General features: G+C 61.8%; 16 protein-coding genes, 1 tRNA gene and 1 pseudogene. 9 read left to right on the forward strand and 9 right to left on the reverse strand.

All coding sequences use genetic code 11. The features are described 5' to 3' along the window. Positions 1–48: 48 nt before the first annotated feature. Positions 49–4,860, forward strand: coding sequence for an nSTAND1 domain-containing NTPase (locus AC0V8S_RS11945; protein ID WP_475437790.1), 4,812 nt, complete (start codon positions 49–51; stop codon positions 4,858–4,860). 331 nt (positions 4,861–5,191) lie between these two features. Here the strand turns inward: AC0V8S_RS11945 and AC0V8S_RS11950 are convergent. Further along, positions 5,192–5,268: transfer RNA gene (locus AC0V8S_RS11950), tRNA-Met, on the reverse strand. A 241-nt stretch (positions 5,269–5,509) separates the two neighbouring features. On the opposite strand from AC0V8S_RS11950, the gene AC0V8S_RS11955 reads away from it, so the two are divergent. Beyond that, the gene (locus AC0V8S_RS11955) at positions 5,510–6,469 is read left to right on the forward strand and encodes a Gfo/Idh/MocA family protein (protein ID WP_183462591.1); all 960 of its coding nucleotides are present in this window, start codon (positions 5,510–5,512) and stop codon (positions 6,467–6,469) included. Between the two features lie 51 nt (positions 6,470–6,520). Here the strand turns inward: AC0V8S_RS11955 and mnmA are convergent, their stop codons facing one another. Beyond that, positions 6,521–7,711, reverse strand: coding sequence for a tRNA 2-thiouridine(34) synthase MnmA (gene mnmA, locus AC0V8S_RS11960; RefSeq protein ID WP_183462589.1), 1,191 nt, complete (start codon positions 7,709–7,711; stop codon positions 6,521–6,523). On the opposite strand from mnmA, the gene AC0V8S_RS11965 reads away from it, so the two are divergent. Together AC0V8S_RS11965 and sciP are read left to right on the forward strand one after the other, a co-directional pair. Next, the gene (locus tag AC0V8S_RS11965; RefSeq protein WP_183462587.1) at positions 7,710–7,913 is read left to right on the forward strand and encodes a hypothetical protein; all 204 of its coding nucleotides are present in this window, start codon (positions 7,710–7,712) and stop codon (positions 7,911–7,913) included. The genes mnmA and AC0V8S_RS11965 overlap by 2 nt on opposite strands. An 85-nt stretch (positions 7,914–7,998) precedes the next feature. Continuing rightward, on the forward strand, positions 7,999–8,274 hold the full coding sequence (gene sciP / locus AC0V8S_RS11970; RefSeq protein WP_006203587.1) for a CtrA inhibitor SciP: 276 nt from the start codon (positions 7,999–8,001) through the stop codon (positions 8,272–8,274). Between the two features lie 71 nt (positions 8,275–8,345). Here the strand turns inward: sciP and AC0V8S_RS11975 are convergent, their stop codons facing one another. Then, on the reverse strand, positions 8,346–9,272 hold the full coding sequence (locus AC0V8S_RS11975; RefSeq protein WP_475437791.1) for an NADP-dependent oxidoreductase: 927 nt from the start codon (positions 9,270–9,272) through the stop codon (positions 8,346–8,348). A 90-nt stretch (positions 9,273–9,362) separates the two neighbouring features. Between AC0V8S_RS11975 and AC0V8S_RS11980 the strand changes: the two genes are divergently transcribed. Next, positions 9,363–9,761 (forward strand): winged helix-turn-helix transcriptional regulator, encoded by a 399-nt coding sequence (locus AC0V8S_RS11980; RefSeq protein ID WP_183462585.1) that lies wholly within the window; start codon positions 9,363–9,365, stop codon positions 9,759–9,761. 125 nt (positions 9,762–9,886) lie between these two features. On the opposite strand, the gene AC0V8S_RS11985 is transcribed toward AC0V8S_RS11980, so the two are convergent. Beyond that, the gene (locus AC0V8S_RS11985) at positions 9,887–10,264 is read right to left on the reverse strand and encodes a hypothetical protein (RefSeq protein WP_056578132.1); all 378 of its coding nucleotides are present in this window, start codon (positions 10,262–10,264) and stop codon (positions 9,887–9,889) included. Positions 10,265–10,715: 451 nt separating this feature from the next. On the opposite strand from AC0V8S_RS11985, the gene ctrA reads away from it, so the two are divergent. Beyond that, the gene (ctrA, locus tag AC0V8S_RS11990; protein ID WP_006203583.1) at positions 10,716–11,411 is read left to right on the forward strand and encodes a response regulator transcription factor CtrA; all 696 of its coding nucleotides are present in this window, start codon (positions 10,716–10,718) and stop codon (positions 11,409–11,411) included. Positions 11,412–11,542: 131 nt separating this feature from the next. Here the strand turns inward: ctrA and AC0V8S_RS11995 are convergent, their stop codons facing one another. Next, a complete protein-coding gene (locus tag AC0V8S_RS11995) occupies positions 11,543–11,911 on the reverse strand; it encodes a response regulator (protein ID WP_095201989.1) in 369 nt (122 codons plus the stop codon). Positions 11,912–12,150: 239 nt separating this feature from the next. Further along, entirely contained in the window at positions 12,151–12,780 is a 630-nt protein-coding gene (gene chpT / locus AC0V8S_RS12000; protein WP_475437792.1) for a histidine phosphotransferase ChpT, read from the reverse strand. Positions 12,781–13,169: 389 nt separating this feature from the next. On the opposite strand from chpT, the gene AC0V8S_RS12005 reads away from it, so the two are divergent. The 3 genes from AC0V8S_RS12005 to AC0V8S_RS12015 all read left to right on the forward strand — a co-directional run bounded on the left by AC0V8S_RS12005 (position 13,170) and on the right by AC0V8S_RS12015 (position 15,367). Then, positions 13,170–13,706: a DUF1134 domain-containing protein gene (locus tag AC0V8S_RS12005; protein ID WP_244277619.1), complete on the forward strand. Its 537-nt coding sequence runs from the start codon at positions 13,170–13,172 to the stop codon at positions 13,704–13,706. Positions 13,707–13,866: 160 nt separating this feature from the next. Continuing rightward, positions 13,867–15,015 (forward strand): coiled-coil domain-containing protein, encoded by a 1,149-nt coding sequence (locus AC0V8S_RS12010; RefSeq protein WP_475437793.1) that lies wholly within the window; start codon positions 13,867–13,869, stop codon positions 15,013–15,015. Positions 15,016–15,088: 73 nt separating this feature from the next. Continuing rightward, on the forward strand, positions 15,089–15,367 hold the full coding sequence (locus AC0V8S_RS12015; protein ID WP_183462581.1) for a hypothetical protein: 279 nt from the start codon (positions 15,089–15,091) through the stop codon (positions 15,365–15,367). Here the strand turns inward: AC0V8S_RS12015 and AC0V8S_RS12020 are convergent. The 3 genes and pseudogenes from AC0V8S_RS12020 to AC0V8S_RS12030 all read right to left on the reverse strand — a co-directional run bounded on the left by AC0V8S_RS12020 (position 15,335) and on the right by AC0V8S_RS12030 (position 17,507). Beyond that, a complete protein-coding gene (locus AC0V8S_RS12020; protein ID WP_183462580.1) occupies positions 15,335–16,129 on the reverse strand; it encodes a TrmH family RNA methyltransferase in 795 nt (264 codons plus the stop codon). The genes AC0V8S_RS12015 and AC0V8S_RS12020 overlap by 33 nt on opposite strands. Positions 16,130–16,223: 94 nt before the next feature. Beyond that, the gene (locus tag AC0V8S_RS12025; protein ID WP_027047319.1) at positions 16,224–16,568 is read right to left on the reverse strand and encodes an ArsR/SmtB family transcription factor; all 345 of its coding nucleotides are present in this window, start codon (positions 16,566–16,568) and stop codon (positions 16,224–16,226) included. A 155-nt stretch (positions 16,569–16,723) separates the two neighbouring features. Then, positions 16,724–17,507 (reverse strand): annotated as a pseudogene (locus AC0V8S_RS12030) (HugZ family pyridoxamine 5'-phosphate oxidase). Positions 17,508–17,541 lie beyond the last annotated feature (34 nt).

The following is a 17,541-nucleotide window of genomic DNA, read 5'->3' on the forward strand; positions in this document are numbered from 1 at the left end:
GCTAAGATCGAAGCATTGGACTGCGGCTTCGTGCTTGAGGGAACCGGCTTGAATAGCTCGCGCCCCACGACGTTCGTACTCAACGGCGTTACCGCCGATCTGAGCAGGGAGACGTTGCGCGACAAGTCCAACAGGACAATCGCACTACGCCACCAGGCCTTCGCAGTGCTTCGTCACCTTTTGGAAAACGCAGATCGCGTCATCACCAAAGACGACCTGATGAATGCAGTCTGGAACGGAATAGCCGTGACCGATGACAGCCTGGTGCAATGCATTCACGAGATACGTTCGGCGCTCAACGACGATCGGCAGACCGTCGTGCAGACAGTGCCGAGGCGCGGTTACAGGTTGGTCCTTCCCTCAAATGCCGGACCGAAAATGGCCACCATCCTGGCCGCCGAAATGGCCGCTGAGGGCCGGCCGACAAGCAAGGATGGGTGGATCTCTGCTGCAACTTTCCGGGCGTACAGGCAGATTATCGATCGGCTGCTGGTTCAACATGCGGGTCGCGGGTTCTGGAACTCCGAAGAGAGCGTGGTCGCCGAGTTCACTGGCCCTGTCGAGGCGATGCGGTGTGCGAGCGAGATCCAGCATGAGGTCGATCGGCGGAACTTCGACGTTCCCGAGACAAAGCGACTGCGCTTCCGCATCGGCGTTCACCTGGGTTATGTCGTCGCCGAGGGTGACCACATCGCGGGCGAGGCCGTCGAGGTCGTCGCTCATCTGCAAACCTTGTCGCGACCGGGCGGGATTTGCGTCACGGAGGCGGTCCATGCCCAGGCTCAAGACCGGCTCTCGCTGGAATTCCTCGATCTCGGCGAGCACAAGCTGAAGAACGTCGCACACGCCTTGCGCATCTACCGCGTACCCCTTGCTTCGGAGCAGCCGGTCAGATCGCCATTTCGCGGTCTTGATGCCTTCGAATTCGAAGATGCCGACCTCTTCTTCGGCCGAGCGCGGGCGATTGCTGCCTGCACTGCAAGACTGGAGCAGCAGGCAGCCAGCGGAACGGCATTCCTGCTCATCTACGGAATGAGCGGTTGCGGCAAGTCTTCCCTCCTGCGCGCTGGCCTGCTGCCGTCATTGACCCGGCCTGGAGCCGTGGCGGGCATATCCTTGTGGCGCCGCTGCCTGATCCGCCTCTCCGAAGGGCCGGATGCATTCGCTGTGCTGGCTGCAGCATTGCTTAGCGAAACTGCTGTGCCGGAGCTGTCCTGCGAAGTAACAGCCGCGCAGTTTGCCCTGCTCTGCAGGAGCGTGCCGGATCGGGCGCTGGCGATGGTGCGACTGGCACTTGCGAAGGCCGCCGGGTCGGCCCACTCGCAGATCAGATTGCTTGTCGCCATCGATCAGCTGGAGGAGCTGTTTACGACGGAGAGGGAGCTGGCGACGCGCGAGGCCCTTGTGCGGCTCATGGCGGCGCTAGCCGCGAGCGGACTGGTCTGGGTGATAGCGGCGATCCGTTCGGACTTCTTTCACCGCTGTGGTGAGATCCCCGGTTTCTCGGCGCTCAAGGACGGCCTCGCCAGTTACGAACTCCTGCCGCCGACTGGCCCTGAGATCGCGCAGATCATCCGCGAACCGGCGGGCGTTGCCGGACTCCGCTTCGAGGAGAGTGCCGAGTTGGGGCGGCTCGATGATGTGCTGCAGAAGGCAGCAGCTGCCGATCCCGGATCTTTGCCGCTTCTCGAGTTTGTGCTCGACGCGTTGTACGAGGCCGGCCGCGAGCGCCGGGTTCTCACCTTTGCACATTATCGTGCGCTCGGCGGGCTCGAAGGCGCAATCGCGCGCCGCGCCGATGAAGTCGTAGACTTGCTCGCGCCCGAGATCCAGGAGGCCTTACCCGCGGTGCTGCGCGCACTCACCACAGCGAGTCCCGGCGATGAAACGGTGACGGCACGTCCGGCCCTGCTCACCGAAGTTGCAGGCACTCCCGCGCGATCGGCCCTCGTCAGGGCCCTTATCGACGCACGGCTCCTCGTCAGCGATGAGGACGGCGGGGGGCATGTCTTCGTCCGCGTTGCCCATGAAGCATTGTTGAGCCGTTGGCCGCGCGCCGGTGACATTGTGAATGCAAACCGGAACTTCCTCGCGACGCGCGACCGCCTCAGGGCCGACGCCCACCGTTGGCACCTGGAGAGCAGGAATCGAGAGCTCCTCCTTCCGTCCGGCAAACGTCTCGCGGAGGGCGAAGAGCTGCTGCTGTCAAGACGCGAGGAGGTCGACGATGACGTCGTTGAATACATCGAGGCGTCTTTGCGCGCCCATCAGCAGAGAGAGGAGAAGGACCGGCAGGCAGAGCTGGCACTGATCGAGGCCGCCGAAGAGGCAAAACGCGAGCGCCTGGAACGCGAGGCCGAGCGCCGGAGCCTCGCGGCTGCCGCGGCAAACCGGCTTGCCCGACGTACGCGCAATGCCGCGATTGTGGCGATAATGCTCGCTCTCCTGGCGGGCGTAGGCGCACTGGTCGCCTTCAAGGCGCAGGGGGAAGCAAGGTGGCAACGCGACCAGGCGCTGCGTAACCAGTCTCTTTCGCTTTCGTTTCTGTCGCAGCAGTCCACGGCGACGGGCAACACCGAGGCTGCGATCCTCTTGGCGCTCGAAGCACTGTCCTCGAAAGACCAGTCCGAGCGGCCATATCTCTTTGAAGCGGAGGCAGCCCTCTACAAGGCCCTGCTGGCGCACCACCAGATCAAAATCTTCCGGCATGGCGCCGGCGTTACGGATGCGGCGTTCAATCCGACCGGCGATCACATCGTCACTGCATCCTATGATAAAACTGCAGGCGTCTGGGACATCTCCAGCGGTGCCGAAACTGCAGTTCTAAGAGGTCATGAAGGGGCCGTGGAGAGGGCTGAATTCAGCCCGGACGGCAGCCGTATCCTGACGGCCGCGAGGGACGGCACTGCGCGCCTCTGGAACGCCATCTCGGGAGAACAGCTCTCCATCCTGCAGCCGGTCGGTAATTATCCAACGGCAATCTTCAGCCCGAATGGCAACCAGGTGCTGACGGCGGGGGAAAACAGCGATGCTGTGCTCTGGGACGCCCGGACGGGGAAGAAAGTCCTGAGTGTGAGCAGCGACGGATATGCACGGGCTGACTTCAGTCCGGACGGTCGCAGCTTCGCGACGGCACGTAAGAACGTTGTTTCGATCTGGAACACCGCAGATGGCGCACTGACTCGGTCCATCCGAATGAACTTCCTGCCCTACGGCCTGGCATTCAGCCCGGACGGAAGCCGGCTGCTGGCTGGCCCGTGGTCACCGCTTTCATTCGGCGGTACTTCCTGCCTTTACGATGTGTCGAAAGGGACGGAGATCGCAAAGTTGGCCGGCCACAAGAGCGACACGCAATTGAACGGCGTGATTTTCAGTCACGGGGGTCAGCGAATCGCCACGGTATCACTCGATGGCGCGGCCCGGATTTGGGATGGAGCGTCAGGAACGTTGCATGGCCTGCTCGGCCAGGAGGTTTCGGGTTTGAAGCTGGCCGATATCGGTGCGGATGAACGCGATGAGGAGATGAACGGTGCTTTCACCCCGGACGACCGCTTCCTGGCGACCGCTTCGGTCAATGGGCCGATCCGCATCTGGGACGTTGAACGAGCCTCGCAGGTCATGACGATCGCCGGTCATGACTTTTTGGTAGAGCATCTGGAATTCAGCCCGGTTGACAGCAACATTCTTCTCACGGCTTCACACGATGGCACCGCTCGGCTGTGGGATGTCGACGGCGCCCTGACGACCACGCTCTCTCATGAATATCGGCCGACCTTCGCGGTCTTCAGTCCCGACAATGTCCACCTGCTGACCGGTGGCGGCGACAGCGCGGCGCATCTGTGGGATGTTGTGAGCGGGCGCGAGATAATCCGGCTCGATACCCATGAGATCGTTCAAAGCGCGACGTTCAGTCCCGATGGAAGACACGTCGCGACGGCATCTCTTGAGGGCCAGGTCCGAATTTGGGAGGTGGCCAGGGGATTCGAGACCGCCCGGTTCCGATCACATGGCGGCCTGATCCGGATCCAGTTTGGTCGCGATGGCAAATCGCTTGTTTCCGCATCGATCGACGGTACCGCCCAGCTGTGGGACGCGGCGACCGGCACCGAGTTGGCCGTCATCAATACAAGCAGCAAGCTGCCGCAGCCCATTCTTAGCCCTGACGGACGTCTGATCTTCGCTGCCAGGGAAGACAATGCGGGCCACCTCCTGAAGCCGGGCGGGGCTGAGCTCAAGGCTCTTGTAGGGCATCGGGATCGCATCACGGCAGCGGCCTTCAACCCGAACGGTCAACTGGTCGCCACGGGCTCACGCGACCACACGGCCCGAATTTGGTCGACCACGGACGGAGCAAACGTCGCAACGCTACATGGACATACCGACGAGGTGACGGTGGTCGCCTTCAGCCCGGACGGTCAGTCGCTGCTGACTGCCTCACGCGACGGAGCCGTGCGGATCTGGAGCGTCCCTGGCGGACTGGAAAAGGCCGTTCTTAGGGGCCACAGCGGCCCGGTGGACAGTGCCCAGTTCAGTGCCAGTGGTTTGTATGTCGTGACCGCGTCGTCCGAAGATCGCACGGTCAGGCTATGGGCGACGCAATCGGGGCGCCAGATTGCCGTCCTTGCCAGCCAGGACGAAGCGACCGTTCGACCGAGCCTTATACGCGCCGCTTTCAGTTCCGACGGCACCCAGGTCGCAATTATTTCCGGCGAAGAAAGAGTCCGTATCGTTCGAGTCTTCCAGACACCCAGCGACCTCATAGACTTCGCCCGGCGCACCGTGCCACGCGAACTCACTCCTTGTGAGCGGCGAAGCTTCTTCCTTCCTGGAGACCCTGCGACTGGTATTTGTCCGGGCTGACGTCGGCAACGGGTCAGACTGCCGCTTGAGCTGGCCGGCAGAGCGGGCAACTTGGCGCCGCATGACGGCCATAGAGGCAAACTTTGCCCCGGAAGCGGATGTTCCGGCTAGCATGTTCTCGGGTCGGCTTCGCGCGCATGTCGGGTTCCGTAATTTTTCCCGGGCGCGCGGAATTTTCCGGGCTGAACTTCGTCGTAGTTTGAACTAACAGCGACGTCTGCATCCTGTTGGTAGCGTCACTCGGGCAGCATTGAAATTATTGAGGAATTTTGTCCGAGAGCGCTACCATATCTGCAAGATTTATTAGTCATTTCAATGACTTATTTGATTTTGGTAGCGGGAGAGGGACTTGAACCCCCGACCCCAGGATTATGATTCCCGTGCTCTAACCAACTGAGCTACCCCGCCAAGGCGGCGAAAGGCCCGAAATCCGCCTTAAATCGAAAGGCATTTCGAGGCGTTCGCCAAGGTCGCGCGGATATAAGGTTGGGAGGGCGAGCCTGTCAAGCTTCGAAGCATTCCATATCGCCGCATATTCTCATTACCCAAAAAAGCTTTGCCGCGTGGACATTTGGTTGCAACGGCCGGGGTTGAGTTCGAAGGGGCACGTCGCTATGTCTCGGCCACGAGTTTTTAGAGTTTGAAACAGATGAAGCCGCGCATTGCAGTCCTCGGTTGCGGATACTGGGGCAGCAACCATATCCGCACCCTCAAGGCGCTCGGCGCGCTGCACGCGGTTTCCGACGCCAACCGGGCCCGTGCCGAAGGCTTTGCCAGCGAACAGGATTGCCTGGCGATCGAGCCCGACCAGCTGTTCGTGCGTGACGATATCGACGCCATCGTCATGGCCTTGCCGCCGCAGTTCCATGCGGATCTTTCCGTGCGCGCCGCTGAGAGCGGCAAGGATTTGCTGGTGGAAAAGCCGATCGCGCTGACGGTGCCGGACGCCGAGCGCGCGGTGCAGGCGGCCAAGGACAATGGCCGCGTCTTCATGGTCGGCCATGTCCTGCGTTTCCATCCCGCCTTCGAGACGCTGAAGGGGCTGATCGACAATGGCGAACTCGGCGAGGTCCGCTACATCCACTCGCACCGACTTGGCCTTGGCAAGTTCCATACCGAGAACGATGCGCTGTGGGACCTGGCGCCGCACGATCTGTCGATGATCCTGGCGATCACCGGCACCGAGCCGATCGAGGTGCGCGGCGAGGGGGCGGCACTTCTCGACAACCTCAGCGATTTCGCGCATCTGCACATGCGCTTTCCCAACGGCCTGCGCAGCCATCTTTTCACCTCGCGGCTCAACCCCTATCGCGAGCGGCGGCTGACCGTGGTCGGCACCAAGGCGATGGCGGTGTTCGACGATGTCGAGCCATGGGAGCGCAAGCTTGCCGTCTACCGCCACGCGGTCTGGCAGGACAGCGGCCAATGGGCGTTCACCACCAACGAGCCGTCCTATGTCGCGGTCGCCCAGGGCATGCCGCTGACGCGCGAACTGGAGCATTTCATCCACTGCATCGAGACGCGCGCCGAACCCCGCACCAGCGGTGAGGAAGCGATCAGGGTGCTGCGCATCCTGACGGCCGGAACCGTCACCCACACCAAGTCCTGAAGGAAGGCAAAGGCCGCGCCGTAATCATGGCGCGACCGGGCCGGCGGTCGCCTATTCGGCGGGAACCTGTGTTGGCTTGGCTGCGAGCCGGCTCAGCATGGCCTCAGCCTCGGCACCGCGCTCGGAGCGTTCGATGAAGCCGCCGCCGAAGATGCGGGCCTCGTTGCCGTCGTCGGAATAGAGCACGCAGGCCTGTCCGGGCGCGATGCCGGATTCGCCGTCGGCCAGTTCGACCGACGTCACACCTGCGACGTGGCGCAGCACCGCCGGACGCGGCGGCCTGGTCGAGCGCACCTTGGCGAACAGCTCGAGGCCGCCGGCGGGTACATCGGCGAGCGGCCCGTCGCCAAGCCAGTTCATGTTGCGCAGATAGATCTTGTGCGTCTCCAGCGCTTCGCGCGGGCCGACCACGACGCGGGCCCGTTCGGCATCGAGATGGACGACATAGAGCGGCTCGCCCGACGCGATGCCGATGCCGCGGCGCTGGCCGATCGTGTAGCGCAATATCCCTTCATGGCGGCCGAGCACGCGGCCGTCGATGTGGACGATGTCGCCCGGATTGGCGGCGGTCGGCTTCAGCTTGGCGATGATGTCGGAATATTTGCCCTGCGGCACGAAGCAGATGTCCTGGCTGTCCTGCTTGGCGGCCACCGTCAGCCCCATCTCCTCGGCAATGGCGCGAACCTGCGGCTTCGACAGGCCGCCCAGGGGAAAGCGTAGATAGTCGATCTGCGCCTGCGTGGTGGCGAACAGGAAGTAGCTCTGGTCGCGATCGGCATCGACCGGCCGGTAGAGCGCGCGGTGCGCGCCGTTGGCGCCGGAGCGGATGTAATGGCCGGTGGCGAGCGCGTCAGCGCCGAGCTCCTTGGCGGTGGCCAGGAGGTCTGCGAACTTCACCGTCTGGTTACAGGACACGCAAGGGATCGGCGTCTCGCCGGCGACATAGCTCTCGGCGAAGGGGTCGATGACCGCCTTGCGGAAGCGCTCCTCGTAGTCGAGCACATAATGGGGAATGCCCAGCGTCTCGGAAACGCGGCGGGCATCGTCGATGTCCTGTCCGGCGCAGCATGAGCCGGCCCGGTGCGTCGCCGCGCCGTGATCGTAGAGCTGCAAGGTGACGCCGACGACATCATAGCCCTCGCGCTTCAACAGGCCGGCGACCACGGACGAATCCACGCCGCCCGACATGGCGACGACAATGCGGGTGTTTTCGGGATGTCCGGGAAGGTCGAGACTGTTCATGATGCTTTCATTCTGCGCGGCATCTGAATGCCAATGTCGAGAATATAGGTCAAGCTTTCAGGCGACGCCAGCTTGCAAGGCGATTCCCGGATTGCCGGCGATCCGCGATCGGCTGGATTTTTCCCAGCCAATTCAAGGCTTCCAGCCCGATGTTTCAAATGCCTGCGAAAAGACTAACGCGCCGTTCACGATCCTTACCTAGTCATTAGGGTCTGCTTAGGCAATTTTTAAAGCTGTGGCGGTAACGTGGCGGGGATTGGGTCTTTGAGTTTTTTGTAGAGAGTACGATGACCGATCTGGTTAGACCTAGAGTCAAGTATGTTATTGGGCCTGACGGCAGCCCTCTTACGATTGCCGATCTGCCGCCGACCAACACGCGTCGCTGGGTCATCCGGCGCAAGGCGGAAGTGGTTGCGGCGGTGCGCGGCGGGCTTTTGAGCCTCGAAGAGGCATGCCAGCGCTACAAGCTGACCACCGAGGAATTCCTGTCCTGGCAGGCGTCGATCGACGAATATGGCCTTGCCGGGCTGCGCACCACGCGCATCCAGCAATACCGGCACTAGAGCCGGCCTGAACACGATCAAAGGGCGCGGTACTCCGCGCCCTTTTGTTTTGGACCTGATCCTTCCGACGCTCAGACCGTCAGCGCCACCTTGCCGATCGGCTTGGTGGCGAGAAAGGCGTGGGCAGCGCCGGCCTCTTCGAGCGGGAAGCTCCTGGCGACATGAACGGTGAGCTTGTTCGCGTCGATCAACCGGCCAAGTTCCACCAGGCCCTCGCGGTCAGGCACGACCGACATGCGCTCGACCCGGATGTCGCGCGCGCTGGCCAGCGCCCTGGTGGTGTCGTTCAGGTTCAGCAAAGACACCAGCACGCCGCCATTCCTGATGACCTTCAGCGAGCGTTCGGCGTGCTCCCCGCCCATTGGGTCCAGCACCAGATCGATGTCGCTGATCCGGCTGGTGAAATCGCCCTGGGTGTAGTCGATGACCTCGTCGGCGCCGAGCCTGCGGACGAAATCGAGTTTGCTCGGGCTGGCGGTGGCGATGATGTAAGCGCCGCGCGCCTTGGCGATCTGCACCGCCAGATGGCCGACGCCGCCGGCCGCCGCATGCACCAGCACGCGCTGGCCCGATTTCAAGGCGCCATGGCGGACAAGGCCCTGCCAGGCGGTGAGGCCGGCCAGCGGCAATGCGCCTGCCTGGATGTGATCTGCCGCCTTCGGTTTCGGCGCGATCTCGTCGGCCGGCACCGCGGCGAGTTCCGCGTAGGCCGCCGCCTGCTTGGGGAAACGCGGCATGCCGAACACCTCGTCGCCGACCTTGAGACCGGTGACGCCGGCGCCGAGCGCCTCGACGGTTCCTGAAATATCCCAGCCGAGGGTGAAGGGCGGCTCGCCGAGCAGCGGATAGTAACCGCCGCGCACGGCGCCATCGACCGGATTGATGCCGGCTGCCTTGACGCGGACCAGCACTTCGCCGGCCTTGGGCGAGGGGGCGGGCTGGTTGGCAATAATTAGGACGTCGGGACCGCCGACGGTATTTTGGGTAACGGCACGCATGGGGATCTCTCCTGCTTGGTTGGTGCCGCTATCATTTGGATAGTAATATACCCTTGTCCAGTATGTACCTTCTTGATATATAGGTACCTGATGGATAGTGAAGATACGTCTCCCTTTGGCTATGACGCGTACCGGCGGACCTGCCCTTCGCACACCGTGCTCGAGATGCTGGCCAGCAAATGGGTCTACCTGGTGGTCTGCGCGCTGCGCAAAGGCCGGCTGCGCAATGGCGAGCTTGCCCGCAAGCTTGAAGGCATCACCCCCAAGATGCTGACGCAGACATTGCGTGTGCTGGAGCGGGACGGCCTGGTGCGGCGTGAGGTCTTCCCGGTCATTCCGCCGCGCGTCGAATATGAATTGACCGAACTCGGCCAGAATCTGGCGAACCTGCTCACCCAGATCAGGTCATGGGCGGAGCAGCATGCGCCAGACATCAAGGATGCCCGCGCCAGGGCGATTGCCGCAAATGAAGGGGATTGGGCCGCTTAGACCGGTGATCTCCGCGGCAATTCAGCCGGAGCCGGATTGAGGCTATGGCCAGCCAGGCACTTTTCCTGGAATTGCTCCAGGTGCGCGCCCGTGCGGACACGCTGATGATGCGGATGCCGGCCGGTTCAGCCGATCATGGCGCTGCGGCCGCCGGTTTCGGCCTCGCGAATCTTGGTGTCGCGCGACTCCAGCATTTCGGCCTTGGAAAGCTCCGCTTCAGCTTCGCCGAGTAGTGATTCGGCAGCGCTTCGCTGTTGGGCGAGGTCGCTTTGCGAATTTCTGAGGTTGTCGCGGCGCAAGCGTGCCGCCTTGGCGAAGGTCGGATAGGCGAAATGATTGATGTCGGTGATGCCGGCTTTCTTTTCCTCGGCGGTGATCTGCAGCTCCAGTTCGACGGCCATGCGTTCGAACTCGGCGATCATCATGTCGAGCTGCAGCAGCTGCCGCCGCTTCTCATTCACCTGAAACTGTTTCAGCCGAACGAGGTTTTCACGTGACTTCATGATTCGGTACTCCCGGAAACGCACACCCGCACATATCGTCCAAACCACCTGGAAAGGCCCAGGCGCTGCCCGTGTCCACCGGCTTTCCCCGAACTATGGGAAACAAAACCCTAAAGTTTTTTGCCGGCGGTAACCATTCGTTTACGGGCATTGTTAATCATACGGGTCAGGACTTAAGGCCGGGTAAAAATTCCGGTCGCCGAAGCGAAGCCGCGTCGATGAGTCCCTGGAGTCACTTAGTCCGGGTTGTTAATGTGTGGCATTAGGAATTTGGGTTTGTGATTCATTATTAGATTCAAGAGGGTGTAGAAAGAGGTTAAAAAATCTGGTACCGTCATGGACGGGAAATTAGGTTTTGTTAACCATTTGATGGCAGCCTCTGCACAAGGCAACCACTGCTCCGGTTCCGGACGGGTCGTGAAATGGTCCGGCAGCAGAAAAGGGGAATTAAATGCGTGTTCTGCTGATAGAAGATGACAGTGCAACCGCACAAAGCATCGAACTGATGCTGAAATCGGAAAGTTTCAATGTCTATACGACGGACCTCGGCGAAGAGGGTGTCGATCTGGGCAAACTCTACGACTACGACATCATCCTTCTCGATCTCAACCTGCCCGACATGTCCGGCTACGAGGTTTTGAGAACGCTTCGCCTCTCCAAGGTCAAGACGCCCATCCTCATCCTCTCCGGCATGGCCGGCATCGAGGACAAGGTACGCGGCCTCGGCTTCGGCGCCGATGATTACATGACCAAGCCGTTCCACAAGGACGAGCTGGTGGCGCGCATCCATGCCATCGTGCGACGCTCCAAGGGCCACGCCCAGTCGGTCATCACCACCGGTGACCTGGTGGTCAACCTCGACGCCAAGACGGTTGAAGTCGGCGGCCAGCGCGTGCACCTCACCGGCAAGGAATACCAGATGCTGGAGCTGCTCTCGCTGCGCAAGGGCACCACGCTCACCAAGGAAATGTTCCTCAACCACCTCTATGGCGGCATGGACGAGCCGGAACTGAAGATCATCGACGTCTTCATCTGCAAGCTGCGCAAGAAGCTCGACGCCGCGTCCGGTGGCCAGAACTACATCGAGACGGTCTGGGGTCGCGGCTATGTGCTGCGCGAACCCGAAGACATTCGCGTCAGCGCCTGAGCGGCGGACATCGTCAGGACTTCATTGAAAAACCCGGCTCAGGCCGGGTTTTTTGTGTGATGGTCGACAGTTTTTGGTTTCATGCATTTGTGCAGGGAAGGCCGCTTCGCACTTTTCCCGGAAGTGCCGACTCAGGCGGCGATCTTCAAGTTGCGAAAGCGCTCGAGCAACTGCGGGCGATTGAACGGCTTCAAGAGATAGCCCTGGGCGCCGGCGCGCTTGGCCCGCATGATCGAGGCGATATCGAGTTCGACCAGCGAGATCAGGATCTGCGGTTTGATCGGGCTTTCCATGGCGCGCACGCGGCGGATGAGGTCAACCGCCTGCACGTCCGGCAGGGCGCCGTCGACGACGATGATGTCGGGCATGTCGGCGGAGCACATCTCCAGTGCATCAAGCCCGCTGGCGGCTTCGATGACCACCATGTCGGAACCGCCCAGGATGCGTTTTGCAACCTTCCTGATGACGCTTGAGTCGTCGACGAACATGCAGCGTTTCATTTCCGGGTCCTCTTTGCCCTTGGGCAATCCGGTCGTGCGGGGCATCTGCTGAGCACCCTAGACCGATCTGGTAAAGAACCCGAAAAGCCATTAGGTAAAATTTTTGGAAAGATACCGTTTGCGAGGCTTTTCTTTGCAGATGCTTCGACGCGGCCGATGGAGAAAAGCTCAACGCTTCCGGTCGAGCCATCACGGCAATATTACGCTGTTGAAATACTTTGCTTGTCCGGCAAATCAGCTCAGGCTGCCGAAAGCACGATTTCTTCCGCCGTCGCATGGATCGATATCGTCATGCTGGCCTCACGGGCCAGAAGCAGCGTGTAGTAGGGCTGCACCGAATGCGCATCGATCGGCTCTTCCGGCTTGTGGCCGGAATGCAGTTCGAGGAATTTCGGCGGCACGCGCAGCATCGGGCCGCTTGCCGAAATTGAAATGCGCGGCTCGGTTTCGAGATTCTCGAGGGTGACGACCAGCTTGCCACCGCGCGGAATGGCGGCATTGCCGACCAGGATCAGGTTTAGCAGCAGCTTGACCTTGTTCTTGGGCAGCAGCGCGCGCGCCCCGTTCCAGGTCAGTTCCGGTTTTTCATTCTTGAGGAAGGCGATTGCCACCGCTTCGGCGTCGCCGGTGTCGATCAGCATGCCGGCGGAGCCTGCCGCGCCGAAGGCGATGCGGGCGAACTGCAACCGGGCCGAGGCGTTCTTGGCGCTCTGGCGGATGAGCCGCATGGCGTCTTCGTCGGCGCCGCCCTCGTCAAGCAGTTCGAGCCCGTTGTTGATCGCGCCGACCGGCGAGATGATGTCATGGCAGACGCGGCTGCACAGAAGCGCCGCCAGGTCGGGCGCGGAAAGGGTGAACAGATCGGCCATCGGTGAAAATCCCTGCAAAATTCCACAACTCGTGGCCGAGCGATTGATTGTCGCGCCTGCCCACACGAATCAAGCTCCAACCCGAGGCTTTCTGAATACACAGCACTCGTACGTACAGCAACAAACCCAAAATTGTCGTCGGGGCAAATGGCGTGTTCACGCAGGCCGCCGGCGCCGCGCGACCCCAAAAGCCAGCCTTCGAACCGCCATCTTCCTGTGGGAGTTAATGGTTGAAAAAGGATTACGGCATAGTTTGCCCCTAACAGTCATCCTTAACGGCCGCCTAAAGAGCCGGACCGGATGCGAGGCGTCGGCGAAAGTGCTCCATGACGGAGATTGGAAGCATGTTTTCCCGATTTTATGACCGGAGCTTTCTCCGCGTCCTTTCAATGGCGATCACGCTCATGGGCGTTCTCGTTTTCTCGACCTCAGCCTTGCGGGCCCAGGAATACACCGCTCAGGAGATTATCGATTCCGGTCACAAGTTCTTCGGCGCGACGTCGGGTGGTCTCGCCACCGTCGTCGAGAAGATTTTCGCCTCCTACGGTCTGCCCAATGGCTATCTGCTGGGTGAGGAGGGATCGGGCGCGCTGATCGGCGGCCTGACCTATGGCGAAGGCACGCTCTACACCAAGAATGCCGGCGACCACAAAGTGTTCTGGCAAGGCCCGTCGCTGGGCTGGGATTTCGGCGGCGAGGGCTCCCGGGTGATGATGCTGGTCTACAATCTCGACGATGTCAGCAACCTCTACAACCGCTATGGCGGCGTTGCCGGGTCGGCCTATGTGGTGGCGGGCGTCGGCTTCAACGTGCTGAAGAACAACAATGTGCTTCTGGTGCCGATCCGCACCGGCGTCGGCGCCCGGCTCGGTGTCAATCTCGGCTATCTGAAACTGACCGAGCGGGCGACGTGGAATCCGTTCTAAAGTCCAACGCATCATGACCGCAATGCCGAGTTTTCCATGGGATTTGTAGGCCTGTGACCCCCAATGCGCCGCGGCAAGCTCTTGCCGCAGCGCCGGATTTCCGCCATGCCAATACTATGCGGTCCAGTTCCGGCGGTTGCCGCCGATAGCGGGTAGTCCTTTGGTTCAGTCGGTCCTGTTCTTTGCCCTCGGCTTTCTCTGTGCCGGCTTTCTGGCGCTGATCGTGGCACCGGCGGTCTGGCGGCGTGCCGTCGCGTTGACCCGCAGGCGCATCGAGGCCTCTATCCCGTTGACGCAGGCCGAGATCCAGGCCGACAAGGACCGCGTCCGGGCCGAGTACGCCATGGCGACGCGCCGCCTCGAAATGAACGTCAAGGCGCTGCGCGAGAAAGCGGCCGAACAGCTCGTCGAGATCAATCGCGGCCGCGAGGCGTTGAAGGGGCTGGCGATCGAACGCACGGACAAGAACCAGGCGCTCGCCGAACTCGGAGCCAAGAACGAGGCGCTGCGGCAGCGCGAAGAGGAACTGCATCAGCTTTCGGAGCGGCTCAAGGAAACCGAACGCAAGCTGGAGAAGCGGGCGCTCGAGCTCGAAAAGCTGGAGCAAATGTACGACGATGCCAGTTTTTCCTCCTCCAGCCGGCAGATCGAGCTTGTGGCGCGGGAATCCGAATTGCAGAAGCTCGCCAGCGACATCTCGCTGCTGCGCGGCCAGCGCAAGGAAGCGGATCGGCGCCAGCAGGAGATCGCGGCCGAAAGCAAGGCCGCGCGCGATGCCCTGAAGGCGGAGAAGAAAAGGGCGACCGAACTCGACAAGAAGGTCGAACGGCTGCTGGCAACGCTCGCCGATCGCGAGGACAAGCTCGATCGCCGCGAAAAGGAACTGGCGCGGCTGCGCGAAAAGGCGAAAGCCGAGGACGGCGGACCGGCCTTGCGGCTGGTCGGCAAACCGGATGAAACCGGGCAAGACGAGGCCAAGAGGCGCGATGATCTGGATCAGGCGATTGCCAAGCTCGACAGCGATCGCGAGCGGCTGGAGGCCAGGCTGACGGCACTGGCGCGCGAGAACAAACGGCTCAAGGCGGATTTGGGCGCGGTTGCATCGCCGGGTTCGGCGAATGGCAGTGCCGCGCTGCGTGAGCAGATGAACGAGCTGGCGGCTGAAGTCGTCCACCTAACAGCCAAGCTTGAGGGACCTGATTCACCGATCGCCAAGGCGCTGGCGGCACCGCAGGACAGCCGATCCGGCGGAGGCGACCGCAGCCTCGCCGACCGCGTGCGGGCCTTGCAGAAGGCGGGCGCGAACTGAGGCGGCGGCGCGGGTCACCCGCTTGCGCGGGTAGCATGGCATCACCACATCCAAATGCACGATCCTCTTCACCATGCTGGCAATCGCCCTTTTGGGCCTCTGGTACTTCCACCCGGTGCTGTTTGCACTGCTTGATGCTGTAATGGAGTTGTTCAGCACTGTGGAAAGAGCCCGGGAAGCGCGATCAAAGTCCACCGGCGCCCCAATACCGCTGGCCGATGAGATGGATCCGTTCAGGATGGATGTCGTACCGAGCGAGATCGGCACAAGCCGTGTCATCCCTGTTCCCAAACCGGCACTGGTTTTGGCGCGATATCCGTCAGCGCGAAAAATGGTGCAGCGCGATAGCTGATGCCGCGGCGACGTTCAGGCTGTCAAAACCTTTCGACATGGTGATCCGCACGGTTTGCAGGCGCGCAAGCAGGCTTTCGGGCAGGCCTTCGCCCTCGGTGCCGAGATAGAGCGCCAGGCGTTCGGCCGGCCTTGCATCGCGAATATCGGTTCGTCCGCGCGGCGACAGGGCGAATTGCGCAAAACCCCGTTCGGCGAGCATCGCGGTAAAGCCAGCGGTGTCGGTAAAGGTCGCAAATGGGATCTTGAGCGCGGCGCCGACCGAAACGCGGATCGCCTTGCGGTAAAGCGGGTCGCAGCATGTCGCGTCCATCAGCACCGCACCGGCGTCGAAGGCGGCGGCATTGCGGAAGATCGCGCCCATATTGTCGTGGTTGGCGATGCCGACGAGCACCACGACCAAGGCTCGAACTGGCAAGGCATCCAGCAATGGCCCGGCCGCTTGCGGCGTCTCCTTACGGCCGATGGCCAGGATGCCGCGATGCATGTGGAAGCCGGCGATCGCGTCCATCACCGTTGTGGTGACGACGTAGACCGGCAGGTCCGCGGGCGCCTTGTGCAGGATGTCGTTCAGACCGCTGAGCCGGTTTTCCAGAACAAGAATGGATTCGGCGCCGAAGCGGCCGGACGACAGAAGCAGGTCAAGCACCACCTTGCCTTCGGCGACGAAACGGCCTTGCCGGCCGGCGAGATCGCGTTCGCGGATATCAAGATAGGCGGCGACGCGTGAATCCCGGGGGTCGTCGATGCGAATTGGGTCCATATCCTGCGCTCAAAAATCGAAAGCGCGGTTCGTGCGTCGGGAGAAACGCACGAGCCACGCTCCGGAAGAGGTAAGCGGCCGCAGGAGCGTCCGGTCAAGTCCCGGCGCGGCGCAATCTCTGTGCCATCTGGGACAGGTCCTCCTTGCCGGTGCCGAAAATACCATCCAGCACGACAAGCAGTTCGCGCACCGCATCGGATTTGCAGGAGTAATAGATCATCTGGCGATCGCGGCGGGTTTCCACGAGGTCGAGCGCCCGCAGCTTGGCCAGATGCTGGGAGAGCGCGGATTGGCTGAGCATCACCTTGTCGGCGATGGCGCCGACCGACATTTCACCGTCGATCAGGTAGCTCATGATCAACAACCGTTTTTCGTTGCCCATCAGCATCAGAAATTCGGCAGCCGATTCTGCGTTGGCTATTAGCTTTGTCGAGACCATGAATGCCCCATGCTGTTTGCTCATCGAGGCGCCATGGGGGCAATGGTGCCTGAATCCATAAATTCACTTGTGATAGGCCCCTGACGAGTCAGCGCCGTCTCTGAAGGGTAGAACATTTCTTTCAAATCTCAAGTGTTGCTTTTGATCAAATGCAATTAAGTTTCATTATTTGCCTGCTTGGCAGCCCGACCGCGCCTAGCCATATCGACCAGAGCGGGTCTCAACTTCTCCTGCTGCTACCAGGGGTTGCGGGAAGAATACCCGGCAAACATTGTCTCTCGACACCAGATCCATGCCGTCGGCGTCCAAACCGGCGATGCTCCAGCCGTCACCAGATGCCCCGGCAAAATGATGCGCATAGACGGCGATCGCGTCAAGATGATCCGCGTTCATGTGCTCGACAGCGGATTGTTCACTCGCCGCAAGCTCTTTGACGATGGGCCCGCTGGTGACGAGATCGGCGCGATCGAGCAGATAGGCCTTGCCGAAGCCGCCATTGAGGCTGGCGCGCTGCGGCTCGAGGCGAAAGATCGAGAAGTCGCCGAGCCCGGCATAGAGGCTCGCCTTGGGATTGCGATTGAGATAGCGGCGCTCGGCGCGAGCATGCGCGTCGGAGCCACGCTCGAGCAGCAATGCCTGGCAGATCAGCGTCAGGCGTGGATGCGCCAGCGGGTCGCCCTTGCCCGGCTCGCCGAGCAGCAGGGAACAGCGCGGATCGGCAAGCATGGCGGGCGTGTGCGCCGAGAGCATCGAAACCAGGATCAGCGGCGCGCCGTCGATGTCGGTGGCGACGCCCACCCGGCTTGCCAGCGGCGACCCGGTCTGCGGCTCCAGCACCGCCAGCGCGCCGAAGCGAGCGCTGCGCAGAAGCGTTTTCGCCAACCGGATCGCCTCCGCGTCGGTCTCGCGGATCACGTCCTTATTTTGATTTTGCTTCATCAAAACGCTCGCCACAATTTCATTCGCTTATCGG

Source organism: Mesorhizobium oxytropidicola (genome assembly GCF_056174625.1).